The sequence below is a fragment of the Corynebacterium ulcerans genome (assembly GCF_900187135.1).
GTDB classification, from domain to species: Bacteria; Actinomycetota; Actinomycetes; order Mycobacteriales; family Mycobacteriaceae; genus Corynebacterium; species Corynebacterium ulcerans.
Map to the genome: position 1 here is coordinate 466811 of NZ_LT906443.1, position 17670 is coordinate 484480.

The 17670-nt window shown below is 51.3% G+C and carries 18 protein-coding genes; 6 read left to right on the forward strand and 12 right to left on the reverse strand.

Features of this window, described 5'->3' with window-relative positions:
• Positions 1–14 precede the first annotated feature (14 nt).
• Positions 15–734 (reverse strand): hypothetical protein, encoded by a 720-nt coding sequence (locus CKV68_RS02070; protein WP_095075502.1) that lies wholly within the window; start codon positions 732–734, stop codon positions 15–17.
• Positions 735–1003: 269 nt separating this feature from the next.
• On the opposite strand from CKV68_RS02070, the gene CKV68_RS02075 reads away from it, so the two are divergent.
• Together CKV68_RS02075 and CKV68_RS02080 are read left to right on the forward strand one after the other, a co-directional pair.
• A complete protein-coding gene (locus tag CKV68_RS02075; RefSeq protein WP_095075503.1) occupies positions 1004–2356 on the forward strand; it encodes a DUF349 domain-containing protein in 1353 nt (450 codons plus the stop codon).
• 10 nt (positions 2357–2366) lie between these two features.
• Positions 2367–3521 carry a GNAT family N-acetyltransferase gene (locus CKV68_RS02080; RefSeq protein WP_095075504.1) on the forward strand — a complete coding sequence of 385 codons (1155 nt, stop codon included), beginning with the start codon at positions 2367–2369 and terminating at the stop codon, positions 3519–3521.
• Here the strand turns inward: CKV68_RS02080 and CKV68_RS02085 are convergent.
• The 5 genes from CKV68_RS02085 to CKV68_RS02105 all read right to left on the reverse strand — a co-directional run bounded on the left by CKV68_RS02085 (position 3518) and on the right by CKV68_RS02105 (position 8075).
• Entirely contained in the window at positions 3518–4189 is a 672-nt protein-coding gene (locus tag CKV68_RS02085) for an Rv2732c family membrane protein (protein WP_095075505.1), read from the reverse strand. The two genes, CKV68_RS02080 and CKV68_RS02085, sit on opposite strands and share 4 nt — an antisense overlap.
• Before the next feature lie 68 nt (positions 4190–4257).
• Entirely contained in the window at positions 4258–5796 is a 1539-nt protein-coding gene (gene miaB, locus CKV68_RS02090; protein ID WP_095076215.1) for a tRNA (N6-isopentenyl adenosine(37)-C2)-methylthiotransferase MiaB, read from the reverse strand.
• A 104-nt stretch (positions 5797–5900) separates the two neighbouring features.
• Positions 5901–6506, reverse strand: coding sequence for a recombination regulator RecX (gene recX, locus CKV68_RS02095; protein WP_014836504.1), 606 nt, complete (start codon positions 6504–6506; stop codon positions 5901–5903).
• Complete coding sequence (gene recA / locus CKV68_RS02100; RefSeq protein WP_013911720.1) at positions 6499–7608, reverse strand: recombinase RecA; 1110 nt, start codon at positions 7606–7608, stop codon at positions 6499–6501. The genes recX and recA overlap by 8 nt, the downstream gene beginning before the upstream one ends.
• Positions 7609–7862: 254 nt before the next feature.
• Complete coding sequence (locus tag CKV68_RS02105; protein ID WP_080742789.1) at positions 7863–8075, reverse strand: DUF3046 domain-containing protein; 213 nt, start codon at positions 8073–8075, stop codon at positions 7863–7865.
• 77 nt (positions 8076–8152) lie between these two features.
• On the opposite strand from CKV68_RS02105, the gene CKV68_RS02110 reads away from it, so the two are divergent.
• From CKV68_RS02110 to CKV68_RS02120, 3 genes are read left to right on the forward strand one after another with little or no spacing between them, the layout of a single operon-like run.
• Positions 8153–8752 (forward strand): biotin transporter BioY, encoded by a 600-nt coding sequence (locus tag CKV68_RS02110; protein ID WP_014525915.1) that lies wholly within the window; start codon positions 8153–8155, stop codon positions 8750–8752.
• A 4-nt stretch (positions 8753–8756) separates the two neighbouring features.
• On the forward strand, positions 8757–9449 hold the full coding sequence (locus CKV68_RS02115; RefSeq protein WP_095075506.1) for an energy-coupling factor ABC transporter ATP-binding protein: 693 nt from the start codon (positions 8757–8759) through the stop codon (positions 9447–9449).
• Positions 9446–10060 carry an energy-coupling factor transporter transmembrane component T family protein gene (locus tag CKV68_RS02120; protein ID WP_095075507.1) on the forward strand — a complete coding sequence of 205 codons (615 nt, stop codon included), beginning with the start codon at positions 9446–9448 and terminating at the stop codon, positions 10058–10060. Before CKV68_RS02115 ends, CKV68_RS02120 begins: the two co-directional genes overlap by 4 nt.
• 78 nt (positions 10061–10138) lie before the next feature.
• On the opposite strand, the gene CKV68_RS02125 is transcribed toward CKV68_RS02120, so the two are convergent.
• The 4 genes from CKV68_RS02125 to pgsA all read right to left on the reverse strand — a co-directional run bounded on the left by CKV68_RS02125 (position 10139) and on the right by pgsA (position 12643).
• The gene (locus CKV68_RS02125; RefSeq protein ID WP_013911725.1) at positions 10139–10975 is read right to left on the reverse strand and encodes a PspA/IM30 family protein; all 837 of its coding nucleotides are present in this window, start codon (positions 10973–10975) and stop codon (positions 10139–10141) included.
• A 121-nt stretch (positions 10976–11096) separates the two neighbouring features.
• Positions 11097–11429: a helix-turn-helix domain-containing protein gene (locus CKV68_RS02130; protein WP_013911726.1), complete on the reverse strand. Its 333-nt coding sequence runs from the start codon at positions 11427–11429 to the stop codon at positions 11097–11099.
• A gap of 115 nt (positions 11430–11544) precedes the next feature.
• Positions 11545–12060 (reverse strand): CinA family protein, encoded by a 516-nt coding sequence (locus CKV68_RS02135; RefSeq protein ID WP_029975257.1) that lies wholly within the window; start codon positions 12058–12060, stop codon positions 11545–11547.
• Positions 12050–12643 (reverse strand): CDP-diacylglycerol--glycerol-3-phosphate 3-phosphatidyltransferase, encoded by a 594-nt coding sequence (gene pgsA, locus CKV68_RS02140; protein WP_038618746.1) that lies wholly within the window; start codon positions 12641–12643, stop codon positions 12050–12052. The genes CKV68_RS02135 and pgsA overlap by 11 nt, the downstream gene beginning before the upstream one ends.
• 111 nt (positions 12644–12754) lie before the next feature.
• Between pgsA and CKV68_RS02145 the strand changes: the two genes are divergently transcribed.
• A complete protein-coding gene (locus CKV68_RS02145; protein ID WP_095075508.1) occupies positions 12755–13048 on the forward strand; it encodes a YciI family protein in 294 nt (97 codons plus the stop codon).
• 123 nt (positions 13049–13171) lie between these two features.
• On the opposite strand, the gene CKV68_RS02150 is transcribed toward CKV68_RS02145, so the two are convergent.
• Together CKV68_RS02150 and CKV68_RS02160 are read right to left on the reverse strand one after the other, a co-directional pair.
• A complete protein-coding gene (locus CKV68_RS02150) occupies positions 13172–14191 on the reverse strand; it encodes a TerC family protein (RefSeq protein WP_029975255.1) in 1020 nt (339 codons plus the stop codon).
• A gap of 299 nt (positions 14192–14490) precedes the next feature.
• Positions 14491–17655, reverse strand: coding sequence for a DNA translocase FtsK (locus CKV68_RS02160; protein WP_095075509.1), 3165 nt, complete (start codon positions 17653–17655; stop codon positions 14491–14493).
• Between the last annotated feature and the right edge of the window lie 15 nt (positions 17656–17670).

Consider the following 17670-nt stretch of genomic DNA (forward strand, 5'->3'; position numbering starts at 1 on the left):
GTGCTGTGTAAACGCTATTGACACGTGCTTCTCCTACCCGCTGCTGTGCCCTTCCATACTGCGACAAATCTCCCGACTCCCAAAGACGAATCAGACAAAGCCAAAAACGTCTCTTCCACCTCCAGCTCACTGAGTTCATGCCACAAGTCTGGATGTACAACCCCACCGTTTTCTGGGGTAAGCAGCGCGTTAAATTTCTCTTTTTCCGCGCCATCATGGAGAGCATGAGGTCCTCCTGCCAACAACTTCTCCATGAGCTGGTGGGTTTCTTCCCCCGCATCAAGCAAAGCAAGCGGCGCCCGTTCAGTTAAGCCTGCGGAACCATCAACCACAACAATCGTGAGTGTTCCACCGCGTGGTTTCTCCAGACGCGGCCTGATCTCTGACACGTCCACCCTCGGGTTATCCTCTATAAAAGGACCCGCAACATAACGAGCGATAAGTTCAGGAAGATAAAACCCCTTCCCCACATTCACCTGGGGGGCACCCCACGCTTTGAAACTGCCTTCTATGTTTGTGCGGAAGTTGGTATCGCATGTGCCAACAATGTCTATCGACGTAGGAGACAAGCCTTCAATCATGTAACGCGCACACTCGCGCAACACACTTGAAGCAGCATCAGGAGATAACTCTGAGACAAGCGCCGGACTGCTCGGAATAATCAACACGGCCCACGGTTTCGTTTCACATTTTCCACGACTTTCTACCGTGGTATCCGTATCAATACTCACCACAACTGCCTCCCTCTACCTTCCACGTTGCATATGCTTGCAACGCTTCCAGAGCTAAGCCTAAACGTGGGTCGTAAGAGAACCAACCTGCATGCGCTCAGTTGCCGAGAATGTCACGCTTGTTTTTGCGGCAGTGTCATTACGAAACCTGTAAGTTTATTGAAGTGAAACATAAGGCATACTCGGAATAGCAGATTCCTCTCCTTGTGCTTCTGTTAAAGCTTCGGCAGCCGCGACGCGCGGCACGATGAATAGAAAGACGGACTAGCGTTATGAGCTCTAACACTTCCCCCAAGCCAGGCCCCACCCCAGGTCCTCGTCCCGGTCCTCGACCAGGAGCTGTGCCGGGGCCACGCCCTGGTGCACATGCGGTGCATTCAGCACCTGCGGTTCCGGTTGCGCCGCAGAACGACCCCAGTAAATGGGGCCGCGTGGAAGAAGACGGCACTGTCTTTGTCACCTACAAAGGCGCCGACCGAGAGATCGGTTCCTGGCAAGCGGGTACCCCGGCTGAAGGCCTCGCCCACTACGGGGCTCGCTTCGACGATGCCGCTACGGAAGTCGCTTTGCTAGAAGCACGGCTTAATACGCATCCTGGCGACGCAGACCACATCAAGCGCAAGGCAGCAGAAATCCTGGAGACTCTGCCTACCGCAGCGTTTATTGGCGATATCGAATCTCTTGAGCGACGTTTGGGCAGCATCATCAACGGCGCAGACGACGCCGGCGAAAAAGCACGCGAGGAAAAGCAACAGCACCGCATCAAAGCAATCGCCCGCAAGGAAGAACTCGCAGCCGAAGCAGAAGACCTAGCCGAAAACTCTACAGACTGGAAAGCGGCCGGCGACCGTATCCGCGAGATACTCGATGAGTGGAAGAGTATCAAGGGAATTGACCGTAAAACAGACGATGAGCTTTGGAAGCGCTATTCACGTGCTCGTGACTCTTTTAATCGTCGTCGCGGTTCTCACTTTGCGGAGTTGGACCGGGGCCGGGCAGCAGCGCGCAAGGTGAAGGAAGAACTCGTAGCCAAAGCCAACGAGATTAAGCACTCCACTGACTGGAATGACACGGCTAAGACATTCAGGGATCTTATGACCTCCTGGAAGACCGCCGGACGGGCTCCCCGTGAAGTAGACGACAAGCTGTGGAGTGCTTTCAAAGAAGCTCAAGATTACTTCTTCAACGCGCGCCATGCGGTCAATGAAGAACGAGATCGCGAGTTCAGCGCTAATGCCGACGCAAAGGATGCTCTCCTTGCGGAATACTCGCAGCTCATCGATCCTTCCAAGGATCTCGACGCAGCACGTAAAAAGCTACGCGAGTTGCAAGAGAAATGGGAAGAAATCGGTTACGTGCCACGTGACCGGGTACGCGAATTCGAAGATAAAATCTCCAAGCTTGAACGCAAGGTGGAAGATGCCGCTGATGCTCAGTGGCGCCGTACTGACCCAGAGGCGCAGGCGCGTGCTTCCCAGTTCACCGCCAAAGTCGAAGAGTTTAATGCACAAGCTGCAGAGGCTGAGGCTAAGGGCAACTCCAAGAAGGCTGCGCAATTGCGTGAACAGGCGCAGCAGTGGCAAGAATGGGCCAATGCAGCACTCAATGCGGTAGAAAACCGCTAGAATTGGCTAGATGCTGAAGCTTTATCAAATCGAACGACCGGAGCACGCCGACTTGTCTCGTATCGAGCCGAGCGATCTGCTTCGGTCGTTTACTTTTTCTTCTAATTTAGCTACACAAGACATCAGTGGGGATAACTCCACGTCCTCCACCGTTGCCTCTGTTATCCAGCAACTTCACGGTTCTCCTGCTCAACGAACAATTATTGTTGTTGCTGTCCAAGAAGAGCATCACACGTCGATATATCCGACAGGTGAGCTAGGTTTAGAGATGCTTCCTTGCACCGATCATCCAGTACCTGGGTCAGAGGAAAATACTCTTGGCTATCCAGTTGGATATCTAGAAATCGACGTGCCACTACAGTCAAATCTCTCTTCAATCGCGTGCGACATCATCCTGGATGCGGAGCTTCAGCCCCTGCCTGCAGAACAGCCAAGCGACGAGGCACGCGAGTGCATCCGATTCTTGTTGGAATCTCTCCCCTCGCTTGCAGAACAACTAAGCCGCCCCATCATCCAGCTATGGAAGCTCATGCCTGCGGAGCCGACTCCTTATAGTCTCTTCCTAGAGTCAGTCATTCATGATCAAGGCTTTATCCAAGGTCTGGATGAGATCCAAGGATATGTACCCGCTCAGGACTATCCCATAGCGATTCCTGAAGGTTTTGAATCCCTCACCTACTACGATCACACGCCACCGCACGATATCGTCGACAGCCTCCTGTCTCTATTCAACCAAGCGGCCTACGACATACCGGTAGGCACATTGAGTAGGAAGCCGCGCCCCTGGACTAGGGAACGGCTAGAACAAACAGCTGAAACAACTCGCCGTCGCGGCAACCAAGTAGTTTCTACCGTGCTTGTACACCAAGGAAAAGCCATTGCCTTCAGCGAAGCTTCTCGACGCGCCGACGCATCTCCTTCTGTCGCCGAGCAAAGCTTTACTCTTGTTCTACGCGAATATAGAGGAAAAAATCTGGGCACGCTGATCAAAACGCTCTGTATCACCGAAGCCCTTCGTCGATGGCCTCATATCAAGCGCATTTATACCGAAATGGCCACATACAACGCTGCCATGCAAACCGTTAATAACCAGCTTGGGTTTACGCGTGTAGCTTCAATACGTGCATGGGAGAAAAAAACTAGCTTAACCAGTGACTGGTTTTAGCGGTTGTCTTTGTCAGCTCCGCGTTCCTGATTCTTCTTGTGCTTCGCTGCAGCTAATCGACGCCGATCATCGATAAATAATGGGTTCTCTTTCGGCATACTCGCCTGTTCGGCTATGCGCAGAGATCGTTGCGCATAGCCGACCTCATCGAGATTTTCATGTTCTGCCCGGGCCTGAGCAATCTTTGCTTGTTCATCACTCCGCGCAAAGATAATTAAGCTTAAAAAGAAAACCAAAATAATCGTGGCTGCTACTTCCAATAACAAGCCGATTCCGATGCCGGTCTGTCCTTGAAACGCTTTACTTTGTAACCTCATCCATAAGCAGAACAAGGAAACCAGCAAAGAGATTCCACCAAGTAGATAGCATAAATTGGCAGCTAAAGTACGTCGGGATAGCAGCGTTACCCCATTAAGCACAACGACGGACAGCGTTCCCACATAAACAAAGATGTGCTCCGCCACCTTGACTGAGCCGTAGTCTCCAGGGATGAGTAACTGTGCCCCGCGAATTCCACCTGTATGAGGTAGCGCAAGTCCAACAAGAAAAAGAACAAGAGCCACAAGCATGCCGGCACGCGCACCGTCTGTTGATACACGACGAGAAACGGTCTTCTCTTCATGTGCTAACTGGCTAGCAGAAACTGGCTCTTGTTTTGCTTCAGACACTACTGCCTTCTCCTATTAACGACTCAATAATGCTGCGCACAGTGCGCAAACAGATGTAATTCCTTGCCTTAGCAGCCGCAAGCGTCTTGTGACGCGGACTTCTGTGCAGTTGGCGCACCTATTGAAGGCAATCCTAGCCCAACGCCAACAGGCGCAGTTGTAGGCACTTTTCCAGCAGCGCTCATATCGCCGGCTTTTGTACGACGATGCGAGATAACACCAGAGTCTGCGATTAAGAAGTGCGGCGCAGCACTGGTGACCGTTGTGAGAATAATGTCGCCTGGACGGATTTCTCCATCCGTGACGCCTTCCGGCGAAAAATGAACCAGCCTGCCGTCACGAGCACGGCCCGTAAGCCGGTTTGTCTTATTGTTCTTCCGTCCGCCTTCAGCCTGCACCAAAAGCTCAACCTCTGTGCCAATAAGCTTCTGGTTTTCTTCGAGAGACACTCGCTCTTGCAGCTCTAGGAGACGCTCGTAGCGTTCCTGCACCACTTCTTTTGGTATCTGATTGTCATACTCTGCCGCAGGTGTCCCCGGGCGAGGGCTGTATTGGAAGGTGTAAGCACTGGTAAAACGAGCTTTTTCTACCACGTCGAGGGTTGCCTGAAAATCTTCTTCAGTCTCACCAGGGAAGCCAACGATGATGTCTGTGGTTATCGAGGCATGAGGTAGCTTCGCCCTTACCTCATCCAAAATCGCCAGGAATTTCTTTGATCGATACGAGCGACGCATCTCTTTCAAGACTTTGTCAGAGCCGGATTGAAGCGGCATGTGCAGCTGCGGGCAAATATTAGGAGTCTCAGCCATGGCATCAATGACGTCGCTAGTAAATTCTGCCGGGTGCGGGCTGGTAAAACGCAGTCGTTCGAGCCCCTCGATATCGCCACAGGCCCTCAGAAGCTTAGAAAAAGCAGAACGGTCACGTTCAATCGAAGCATCAGCGAAATTGACTCCATAAGCATTAACGTTTTGCCCAAGCAGCGTTACCTCAGATACGCCCTGTTCCACGAGTGCTTGTACCTCTGCCAGAATGTCGCCGGGACGGCGGTCGACCTCTTTACCGCGCAATGAGGGCACGATACAGAACGTGCACGTATTGTTGCATCCGACGGACACTGATACCCATCCTGCATAGGCAGACTCTCGTTTTGCAGGAAGGACGGAGGGGAATTGTTCCAAGGAATCCACGATTTCTACCTGCGCACGGTTGTTATGCTCCGCACGATCAAGCAGCGCTGGCAAGGAACCAATGTTATGAGTGCCAAAAACTACGTCCACCCAAGGTGCTTTTTTCACAACAGTGTCTTTGTCTTTTTGCGCGAGACAACCACCTACCGCGATCTGCATCCCAGGGCGTTCCACTTTGGTTGCGCGTAATTGCCCCAAGGTTCCATAAAGACGCATATCAGCGTTTTCTCGGACGGCACAGGTGTTAAAGACCACCAGATCTGGTTCATCACCAGCTGTTACGGGTGAGTATCCGGCGTCTTCAAGAAGTCCGGAAAGCCTTTCAGAATCATGGACGTTCATTTGGCAACCGAAGGTTCGCACCTCATACGTCTTACCCGCGCCCACAGTTGTTTTCTCGGACTTTTCGTTCTTCATCTGCACATCTTTTGTTGACAATGACACGTCACGCCATTGTAGTGGGCAAGGGATAAAAGCCATAACCGAATCACCTGCATTTTTAGGATGCTGTTTCTTGGCTTTCATTCTTTAAGTTCGTCCAACCGCTGTTCTAATGCAGAACGTGCGATGTGAAGCGACTGAGATTGCCCAAAGCCTCTACGTGCAAGTACACCTACGATTCTTCTTAGTGCCTTGTCATAGTCGTTTCGCGTTTCGGGTATCTTTTTAATCGACCGAGCCTTTTTCCAAGCTAAAGCGCTCGCCACGTTTTCTTCATCGTCTTCAGAAACCTGGCTCAACGCTTCCTCACGCTGCTGTCTGCCCACGCCTTTTTCTTTAAGCTCATGGTTAAGCGCAGCACGAGATTTTCCACGTGCTACATGTCGTTGCCGCACCCATTCATTGGCAAACGTTTGGTCGTCGAGCAGCTTTGCATGTTCAAAGTCTTCCAGCACCGAATCCACAACGTCTTCTTCAAAATCTAAAGAAAGCAACCGTTGTTTAAGCTCGTGGCGTGAGCGCTGACGTTGGTTGAGCAACAGAAGCGCGCGGTGTTTCACTGGGGCTTTGGCTTCTTCGAACTTTTTATCAAAAAGTTCGCTGCCTTCCTCGTGATAGCGCTCAAGCGCCCGCGAAAGGCGCTTGAGCTTGTCTTCTTTGCTTAGACCTGGATCAATCTTAGCCATTGTCCTCGTCATCAAAGTCGATATTAGGGACCATATCTACTGGATCGTCAGTAAGCGCGTCATTTTGATTAGCGTACTTTCCAATCTGCAGTGCCCGGAAGATCTTCTCTTCGATTTCGTCCGCTAGCTCAGGGGTCTGTTTTAAGTACAGACGGACTTTTTCTTTGCCCTGCCCGAGCTGATCGCCATCATAGGTAAACCACGAGCCCGATTTTTTGATGATCCCGTTGTCTACACCCAAATCGATGATGGAGGATTCCCTAGAGATTCCTTCGCCATACATGATGTCAAACTCTGCAATTTTGAATGGGGGCGAGACCTTATTCTTTACCACTTTTAGTCGGGTTCGGTTGCCAATGGCATCCTGTCCATCCTTAAGCGTTTGGATACGGCGAACATCGCACCGAACTGAGGCATAGAACTTCAGCGCTTTACCACCCGTAGTTGTCTCAGGTGAACCAAACATCACGCCAATTTTTTCGCGCAGCTGGTTGATAAAGATAGCGGTCGTTCCCGAGTTATAGAGAGCGCCTGTCATCTTACGCAAAGCCTGGCTCATCAAACGTGCCTGCAAGCCAACATGGCTATCTCCCATTTCTCCTTCGATTTCCGCTTTGGGAGTAAGGGCAGCCACGGAGTCAATAACAATGATGTCTATGGCACCTGAGCGAACAAGCATGTCTGCAATTTCCAGAGCCTGTTCACCGGTATCTGGCTGAGATACCAACAGTGCGTCTGTATCTACACCGAGCTTGCGCGCATAATCTGGGTCCAAGGCGTGTTCGGCGTCGATAAACGCGGCAATCCCCCCAGCACGCTGCGCTTGCGCTATGGCGTGCAGAGCCACAGTCGTTTTACCCGAGGACTCTGGTCCATATACTTCGACGATGCGTCCCTTGGGGAAGCCACCAATGCCAAGGGCAACGTCGATTGCAGTGTTTCCAGAAGAAATAGCGCTGATCGGAGGCCGATTGTCGTCGCCAAGGCGCATTACTGCGCCTTTACCAAAGTCTTTCTCGATCATAGCCAAGGCCGCGTCGAGCGCTTTTTGCCGATTATCCCCTGTTGCCGGCTGAGACTTCGAACTTTTCTTAGCTGCCATTTTTATCCTTCTTTTCTCATTGAGGAACACTCAAATTAATCTGGCTCATCTTTTTGACGAATGATCAGGGCATTGTGGATCCCTCATCAGTGTATAACCGGGGAATTCCACCCCCGATTGGTGAGCTCGACTCAACTAAGCATGAATCCTAACGACCACTGCCAACATCGCATTAATCTCCCACGAGAATACACAAACAGATGTTCGACAGGCAAACTGATCTCCGCAGACTTTTACATAGTCCTGAGCAACTTTTACTTCGGATTATCCAACCCCAGCCGTCGACTTTCAGGAACCGAAAAGTCTTCACACAAAGCCCACCACACTGCTCTCGGCTCTACCCCATGCTCAATTAAGCGATCCGGAGTGTCGCCCAACGCTGCCAGAACATGAGAATGGAGCAACCACGGTCCGCGAGTGCTACCGAATTCATCAACTACCAACTGGTGAAACTCTGTTAATCGCATAGTGGCCATCGTAGGCGATCATCCCACGCAAAGCGCAGCCCCGATAGTGAATTGAACAGCGTTAACCACTACTGTTTATGAACGTGAACACTTCTTCTCAGCGCAATCGACTACTTGATCTCGCTTATATCGCAGTCTTTGCGGCTCTTATCATTGTTTTTGCTTTTGTTTCCATTCCGGTAGGTGCTGCCGGTGTCCCTATCGTTATGCAAAATGCAGTCATCATTTTGGCCGGCCTTATCTTAGGCGGACGCAGAGGCTTCCTTGCCACAGCTCTCTTCCTTGCGCTCGGATTGATCGGCCTTCCTGTACTAGCAGGTGGGCGCACTACCTTGGCCGCATTATCAGGTCCTTCAGTAGGTTACCTTGTTGGTTACCTACTATCCCCTTTGGTCGCAGGAACCATTGCGTACCTTGCCCCAAAGAAATCCAAGCCATTAACCACGGTTTTCTTTGCCCTCGCAGCTTTTGTCGCACTCTTAGTCCAATACACCTGCGGAACATTTGGACTTATGCTTAGAGCCGGCCTCGATTTTGCCAAGGCAGCAGCAGTTAATATTCCCTTTGTTGGCCCTGACGCAGTAAAACTCGTCATAGCTGTTGTCATTGCATTAGGCGTGCACGCAGCCTTCCCAGATATTCGCGGCACTCGCCGCACTGCAGCTTCCGCAGGTTAGGCTCATGCCAAGCATCATTTTTGACAATGTCTCCGTGGCTTATGAAGACCTTCCCGTCCTCGATTCCGTAAGTCTGTCGCTTAAGGAACATCGCGTGGGCATTATCGGCGCTAACGGCGGCGGAAAATCTACCTTGGTGAGGCTTATTAATGGGCTAAGCGATCCTTCTTCAGGAACCGTAGTAGTAGACGGCCTGGACGTCGCAACGCAAGGTAAAATGGTTCGCCGTAAAGTAGGTTTTGTGTTCTCTGATGCAGAGAACCAAATTATTATGCCAACAGTTAAAGATGACATTGCGTTCTCTCTACGCCGCCTCAAACTAGACAAAGAAACACGACGCAAACGCATCGCAACCGTACTAGCTCGTTTTGGCCTTGAATCACACGCGGAGCACTCGCCTCATTTGCTCTCAGGCGGGCAAAAACAGCTACTCGCGTTGGCTTCTGTCCTGGTCATAGAACCTGAAATCGTGATCATGGATGAGCCAACCACGCTTTTAGATATGCGTAACCGCGCTCATATCAAGACCATCATCGAGGGCCTAGAGCAGCAGGTTATTGTAGTAACCCATGATCTTGATCTTTTAAGCAATTTCGATCGAGTCCTGTGTGTTCATGACCAAAAAATCTTGTTCGATGGACCACCCGAGTCCGTGATCGCACAATATGTCTCCCTTATGGAAAACAATCCATTATGATGCGTAATGTTCCTTTAGGAGTCTATGTTCCAGGCGAAAGCGTTATCCATAGAATTCCTCCGAGCGTAAAGTTTTGCTTCCTCATAATTTTTGTCATAGCTACAACGGCTCTAGTAAAGCAGCCGATTGTCGCCTTGTTCTGCGTCTTCTTTTCTACGACTCTGTACGGTTTGGCAAAAATTCCTCCCCGTATTGCGTGGGGACAATTGTGGCCCCCAGGACTTATATTGTTGTTCCTTGGAGCATTTCAGTGGTGGCAAAAAGGACTGCCGTACGCATCGGCCCTTGTCTTATCCATTTTCGCCTCGCTCATGCTCGCAATGCTTCTCACATTGACTACCCCGTTGGAATCAATGATGGAGACGGTGCAACGCCTATTAGCTCCCACGGAACGGTATGGAGTTCCTGTAGAAACCATTACTTTGGCGCTTTCTTTAACGCTTCGGCTCATCCCACTCATGCTCACGACTGTCTATGAAGTGTTAGACGCTAGGAAAGCGCGTGGTGCCGCTTTTTCTCTTATGGCCCTAGGAACACCTGTGATGATCCGCTCTATTCGTCGAGCTCGCAGCATAGCGGATGCACTTATGGCGCGGGGTGCCGGCGATTAAACACTCTCTTAGCACAACAAAAGGCACAAACCCCGACAACTGGGATTTGTGCCTTCTTATAACGATTGATCCGCGGTTTTACGCTTCCCCGCGAAGCTCTCGCATCTTCTGCGCTACAGCATCATCGGTAGCGCTCGGTGTTGCCTGCGATGACTCAATTGAGCGTTGCTGAGCGCTATTACCAGAAGTGAGCTGGCCGCCTGCCATTTCTGCACGAATCTGCTCCAAGCGTGAATGACCTGCAAGCTGCACGCCTGCCTGCTCGATCTCAGCCATACGCCCTTGCACGGAGTTCTGAGCGAGTTCCGCAGTCCCCAAAGCATTAGCGTATCGACGCTCAATCTTTTCACGAACCTGATCAAGATTAGGAGTATTGCGGTTAGAGATGGAATTCATCGACTGAATCGACTCCGCAACCTTCTCCTGCATCTTCGCCTGCTCTAGCTGGCTAAGAAGCTTGGTGCGCTCTGCAACCTTCTGTTGCAATGCCATGGAGTTGCGTTCAACTGCTTTCTTAGCTGCCTCAGCTTGCTGAAGCGACTGATCGTGCAGCTGCTTGGTGTCCTCTACGCCCTGCTCTGCAGTAACCAGCTGTGCAGCAAAGGCCTCCGCAGCATTTTCATACTCTGTCGCCTTCTGAGTATTACCTTCAGCGCGTGCTTTATCTGCAAGCTGAATAGCCTGACGAGTGTTAGATTGAAGCTTCTCGATCTCAGCCAAACGACGGTTGAGCTGCATCTCCAGCTGGCGCTGATTACCGATAACTGCTGCTGCCTGCTGCGATAGCTCCTGATGCTGGCGTTGAGCATCCTCGATAGCCTGCTGAATCTGAACCTTCGGGTCAGCATTCTCTTCGATCTTAGAATCAAAGAGAGCCATCAGGTATTTCCATCCCTTGGAAAATGGGTTAGCCATCGTGCGTTAGGCCTTTCATTTCAATAGTTTTGTTCGCGTTATGCACGCGCTTAATAATCCTAGCTCAGGTTCGAGCTATCAGACCATGTTCACCACAGGTCGGGGATAAAATTGGTTTTACTTATACGCGAGCTAGGTCGGCTTCAGCCGATCGCACGGCCATGGAGCCTGCAGCCTCAATAAGGACATCAGCCACAGTCGCCCCCAACGCATGACAAACAGAAGCCAGAAGCTCCGAAGAAACTTCTTTCCGGCCCCGTTCTAACTCCGATAAATATCCCGGAGATACTCTCGACGCTTCCGCAAGTTCGCGCAGCGTAATACCTTTGTCTGCGCGGAAAGCACGCAGCGCAGCTCCCAATGCTTGGCGCAGAAGCGGCTCTGGTGCACGAGCAGACCGCCCAGTGGCAGAAGCCGAAACTGGATTATCTAAGACAGCGGTATAGTTCATCATCGTTAGTTCAAACGGCTTAAGCCGCCCTTTTGTTCCCACTTCCCATAGAAATTCCCAAACTTGCGTCAACTCTACTCAATATAGAGCAGTAGTAGAGCACAGTGTTAGACAAACCTTACACTGTCAAAAACTGCATCATAAGTTCATGAGCGCATCGTACAGCTGCAGAACGAATGTGAAGCCGTGTGCCCGAAAGAAGCGCGTCTGCTGTCTCGGAACCTCTAAGAGCTCCTGCACGATGCGCGCTGACGTGCCCTGTGGGGGAAGCAATACCAATCCACACCTCACCCACCGGATGACCTGCCTGCTGGTCCGGTCCGGCAACACCAGTTAAAGAGACCCCCCAAGAAGCACCACATCGGATGCGAACCCCTTGTGCCATAGCCACGGCGCATTCGGAAGAAACGGGACCGAACTCATCAAGTATTGATTGATCCACCCCGGCTAAATCGTGCTTCAAGTTCGTAGCATAGGTAACAAAGCCGCCTGTGAGCACTGCGCTGGCTCCTGGAACGTCGGCAAGCGATGCCATGTACAAACCAGCTGTAAGCGATTCGCACGCAGCGAGGGTCTCGCCTCGACGTCTCAATGCGGCGATAACCTGCCGTGCGCCCTCCGCGTTATCGTTCATGGTTCAATCGGCGCGCATCGATAAGATATTGCACACCGGTAATAACAGTAACCGCCACGGCGGCTAGCATCACAAGGAACTGAACAACTGAAAAAACTCCAGACAGAGGTACCAGATACAGTGCTACCGCTAAAGATTGGAGGGTGGTCTTAATCTTCCCGCCCTTGCTGGCTGGAACCACGTTTCCTTTGCGCAGTTCACCCATACGCCAGAACGTGATGCCGAGTTCGCGAACCACAATAATGGCCGTGACCCACCACCCCACGAGTCCCACAACATTCAGACATACAAGCGCCGTGATCATCAGTGCTTTGTCTGCAATCGGATCCGCAATCTTGCCAAAGTCAGTGACCAAGTTTTTCGCTCGCGCTATATCGCCGTCCAGCTTGTCCGTAATCATGAGCGCGACAAAGACGCCTAGGCTCCACCACATCCACGAGGCATGCTGACCATCACCTGAAATAACAAGCCACGCAAATAATGGGATGACAATGATGCGCAGACTAGTCAGGACGTTAGGAACATTAAAATTAGAAGGCTTATGTTCCGGTGTGTTGACAGTGCGTTCCTCATTCACAATCACTCACCATACCCGCCTCTGCGTTAATCATTTGCTGCACCACACGATTAGCCAACTGAGAATTCTCAATCAACCCGCAGTGATGCTTAGGTTTCTGACGATACAATCTAAAACATGAACACCTTTGCTTTCCTGTACAGCTACGACCCCAACAACCCCGCAATCGCAGAAATACGCCCACGTCATCGCGAATTTTGCAGCAAGCTCAAAGAGGAAGGAACAGTCATCGGCACTGGTCCTTTTGTCGACGGCGATGGCGGCGCACTACTCGTTGTACGCCTGCCCAAACCAAGCACGCTTGACGACGCTACAGCGATCATGGACCGCGATCCTTTCTACGCAGAGGGTGCCCTCACGGCACGCACAGCTCACACGTGGAACCCCGTGATCAATATCTTTGAGGACTAAATCGGCTATAAAATTCACTGTTGGTGCGTAAAAGACTCTGTCGCACGCATAGAGGAATTACTCCCTATGTGTGCGACAGAGTCTTTTCTTCGTGGCTTTCCGCCACTCGCAAGTAGCTAGTTTTTATTCATCAGTGTCATACACAGCTTTGGTGCGCACTACTCCCTGAGTGTCATCACGCTTGGATTTAATCACAGAAGCAAGCACCGTCACTGCCAATATTCCTACGATGGACACAAGCGACCACACCGTACCAATTTCGGGAACTGGAACGTTGTTACCGCTATTGATAAAGGGAAGATTGTTCTCATGTAGGGCATGTAGGACTAGTTTCACTCCGATAAAGCCGAGGATGATGCCCAATCCATAAGGTAGGTAGACCAAACGCTCAAGCAAACCATCAAGCAAGAAGTACATCTGCCGCAAGCCCAATAAAGCAAACGCATTCGTGGTGAAGACGATATATGGTTCTTGAGTGATGCCATAGATCGCAGGAATCGAGTCAAACGCAAACATGAGGTCGATCATGCCGATGGCCACCAGAGCAATAAATAGCGGCGTTAGCGCGAATTTACCTTTTTGGTGGATATACAGATGATCCTTTTCATAAGTAGGGGTAACGCGAACTACTTTGCGCAGCCATTTGATTATCCGCATATCATTGGGGTCGGTCTCAGGCTGATCAGTCACCTCGTCATAAATAAGCTTGATCGCGGTGTACAGCAAGAAAATACCGAAGATATAAAACACATCGGACCAGGCGTGAATGACAGCAGCGCCAAGTAAAATAAAAATCAGCCTAAAGATCAGCGCTAGAGCTATACCAATAAGCAGCACTTTTTGTTGATACTTACGGGGAATCTTAAAAGTCCCCATGATCAATGCGAAGACAAACAGGTTATCAACGCTCAGAGCCTTCTCTGTAACGTACCCCGTGAAGAACTCAATCCCATGTTGATGTGGGTTACCAGGCTCACCCCAAACAAACCAAAGAAAGACACCAAAAGCGCACGCTAGGGCCACATAAAATAAAGACCATCCTGCAGATTCTTTGAGTGTGGGCTCGTGTGGGGTTTTGACATGGGAATAAAAATCAAAAACAAAAAAACCTGAGATCACCACAAAAGTGATGATCCATACCATCATGTTTACTTCCAAGGAAAAAGACACCTCCGGTCTCATTCGGTCAGCGGATGAACCGGAGGTCTCCCCCACTCCTAGAACTTTTAGCTGTTTTTGCCAGAAGCTCCTGCAGGAGCCAGCACGACCGGGAATCTATGAAGATTGCCGTGTTGACGATCAATGCTGTGGGTGGGGTACTCCCCTCCATGCACGGTGCCCGAGTGTAGTCGATCACAAGCATTTTGCCCACCTAGACCGACCATCTCTCATTTCAGCCCTAGTCCCTCTGTATAGCTACAGGGCATTGCCCAGGAATAGGACTAAAAAGCGTTACCAGTAGGGTTATATGTTGCTTGTGTTGTTGTAGACGATGTATCAGCACCACCATCCGAATCAATCTCTTTAGGTGCGTCTTCAGGTTTTGCACCTTTAAGCATCCACAGAGTTGTTTCGAGTTCTTCTGGCCTCACCAAAACTTCTCGTGCTTTCGATCCCTCAGATGGGCCCACGATCTCCCGAGATTCCATCAGGTCCATCAATCGGCCGGCTTTGGCAAACCCGATGCGTAGCTTACGCTGCAGCATCGAGGTAGAACCCAGCTGAGAAGTAATGACCAATTCAGCAGCCTGAAGTAGATCTTCCAAGTCATTTCCGATATCGGAATCAATGTCTTTCTTAGCTTCGGCTGCCTTATCCGTAGTCACACCCTCGGTGTAATTAGGCTGTCCCTGAGCTTTTGCGGCGTCGACGACAGACTGGATTTCCTCATCTGTAACAAAAGCACCTTGAATACGCTGAGGTCTTCCTCCCTGCGGAATAAACAACCCATCGCCCATGCCGATAAGTTTTTCTGCCCCGCCCTGATCCAAAATCACTCGTGAGTCGGTCAAAGAAGAAGTGGCAAACGCTAACCGGGACGGCACGTTTGTCTTAATTAGACCGGTCACAACGTCAACGGAGGGACGCTGCGTAGCCAGGACCAAGTGGATTCCCGCTGCTCGCGCCTTTTGCGTAATTCGGACGATCGAATCCTCAATCTCCTTAGGCGCAGTCATCATCAGGTCTGCGAGCTCGTCGACAACACACACAATGTAGGGATATGCATGATATTCACGTTGCGATCCCATCGGAGCTTGAATTTCGCCGGCGTTAATCTTGCGGTTGAAGTCTTTAATGTGTCGCACACGTGCAGACTTCATGTCCATGTACCGCTGCTCCATCTCCTCCACCAGCCATTGAAGCGCAGCTGCTGCCTTTTTGGGCTGAGTAATAATAGGAGTGATCAGGTGTGGAATCCCCTCATAAGGCGTAAGCTCCACCATCTTTGGATCAACCAGAATCAGTCGTATGTCTTCAGGGGTTGCTCGGGTGAGCAGGGACACCAGGAGCGAATTCACAAACGCCGATTTACCGGATCCAGTAGAACCCGCCACCAACAAGTGAGGCATCTTTTGCACCGAGTGCGCGACAAAGTCTCCCTCAATGTCTTTACCCAGGCCAATGAGCATCGGATCGGTGTCCGCCAGAACCTCAGGCGCATTCAACACGTCTCCTAGTCGAACCATCTCGCGGTCGGTGTTAGGGACCTCAATACCCACGGCCGATTTACCCGGAATCGGCGTCAGAAGACGCACGTTGTCCGTCGCAACCGCGTACGCCAAGTTTGATTGGAGGTTTGTAATCTTGGATACCTTCACGCCCGGCCCCAGTTCAACCTCATAACGGGTTACTGTTGGGCCTCGCGAGAATCCCGTTACGTGCGCGTCTACTTTAAACTCCGCAAAGACATCGGTGATCGCTTCAATCATCCGATCATTGGCAGCCGAACGAGTTTTGGGCTGTTGTCCAGGGATAAGGAGCTCAGTACTAGGAAGCTCATAGTCATCTACTACGCGATCAATAGTCCCTGCAGAAGCATCTTCGACTCCCTGATGGCTTGTCGACGCCACCGGTTGCTGCGCGCGCGCCGACACAGCTTCCTGCACAGCCTTACGCCCTGCCGCAACTACATCAGCAGCTGCTGCAGCAGCCGTCACCGCTTGCCCAGCAGCAGAAATATTGCCGGCCATTGCTCCTGAAACTGCACCGCCGACAGCTCCTGAAACTGCACCGCCGACAGCTCCCGAGACGATCCCTGCTACCTGCTGGGCACCATTCCCGCTGCCCGAAGGACGTCTTTCCACTACCTCAGTCTTATCCGTAATGATCGGAAGCTCATCGGTATCAGAGATGTCTCTAGGCAAACGTGCTTCGTCATTTCGCTTCACCGCAGCGGAACGACGCTTCTGAGGTGCATTTGCTGGAACCTCGAATAAACCAGTTTCTACGTCTTTTTCTTCTAATGGATAAGCATCCAAAGGAGTTGATGGTTTTTTGTTGATCCGTGAATCAATTCCAGACCTACCGCGAGAAGGCACTGCATTCTCAGCCCACGAGCTGCTACGAGACGAGGCCGCCCTACCTGCCGCCACTCCCCTGCGAGGCAGATCCCCTTCCGCACGTGCTTCTAGTTCTTCATCGACATCCGAGTAGAGATCATCTGAATACTCCTCATCTGCCTCGGCCCCACGATGTTGATGTATAAACTCGCGGAGGGCGTCGACAAGCTCCCGTGTCGTGATATCTGTGATCTTTTGAGCCCCATAAACAATGATGATGACCAAAAGCGGAATGGCTAAATAGGAAGAAAATCCTTTGGCTAAGATCCCTCCGGTGTAAGCCCCCACCGCCCCGCCTGCAGCAGCACGCCCCGGCCAGTCAGAAGGATTACCGCCAAAAAGATGCACCAGTCCAAGCATGGACACAGCGATCAGGATCGTTCCGCCAACGATGCGTCCTCGCGAATCGATAGAAGGAAAATGCCCTAGCATCAAGGCAATAGCCCCTGCGACCAGAAGAATCGGTAAAATCAAAGCCCCCGATCCAATGAGGAAATGCACACCTGCAGAAATTCCCTCGCCAATAGGGCCTGCGATGTTAAACCACACAGAGGCGCCTAAAACCACAGCTAAAGCGATGAGAATAAGGCCAATAGAGTCGGCGCGTTGCTCGGCTATTCGCCCACCTTCGTAATCAGTTTCATCCTCAACACCGTCATCCTCAGAGCTACGGACAGCGGAACGCTTGCGACGAGACTTAGTCTCCGTGTCATCATCAAAGAAATCTTCCGCCTCGTCGTCTCGGTTTTTTCCGATTCCTCCGACAACTCGAGTAAGAGATCCAACTCCTCGCGCCGTAGCGCCAAAGAGAGACGCCAATCCACCACCAACAGCACGGAAAGCACTGCCAGTCCTCTCCTCAGAGGTATCTGCAGCACGACGCGCAGACTGTGCAGGATGATTCACAGAAGAAGCACTCCTTTTAGTACGACTGTTCGGGCCCGTTGACCCACCTGTAACTCGTGGCGCGGATCTATTCGAAGATCCTCGCGAGCGTTTCTGGTGCGCCGAGGATCCGGCAGATCGGGAATTGCTTCTGACAGTCATGTAGCCAAGCTTAGA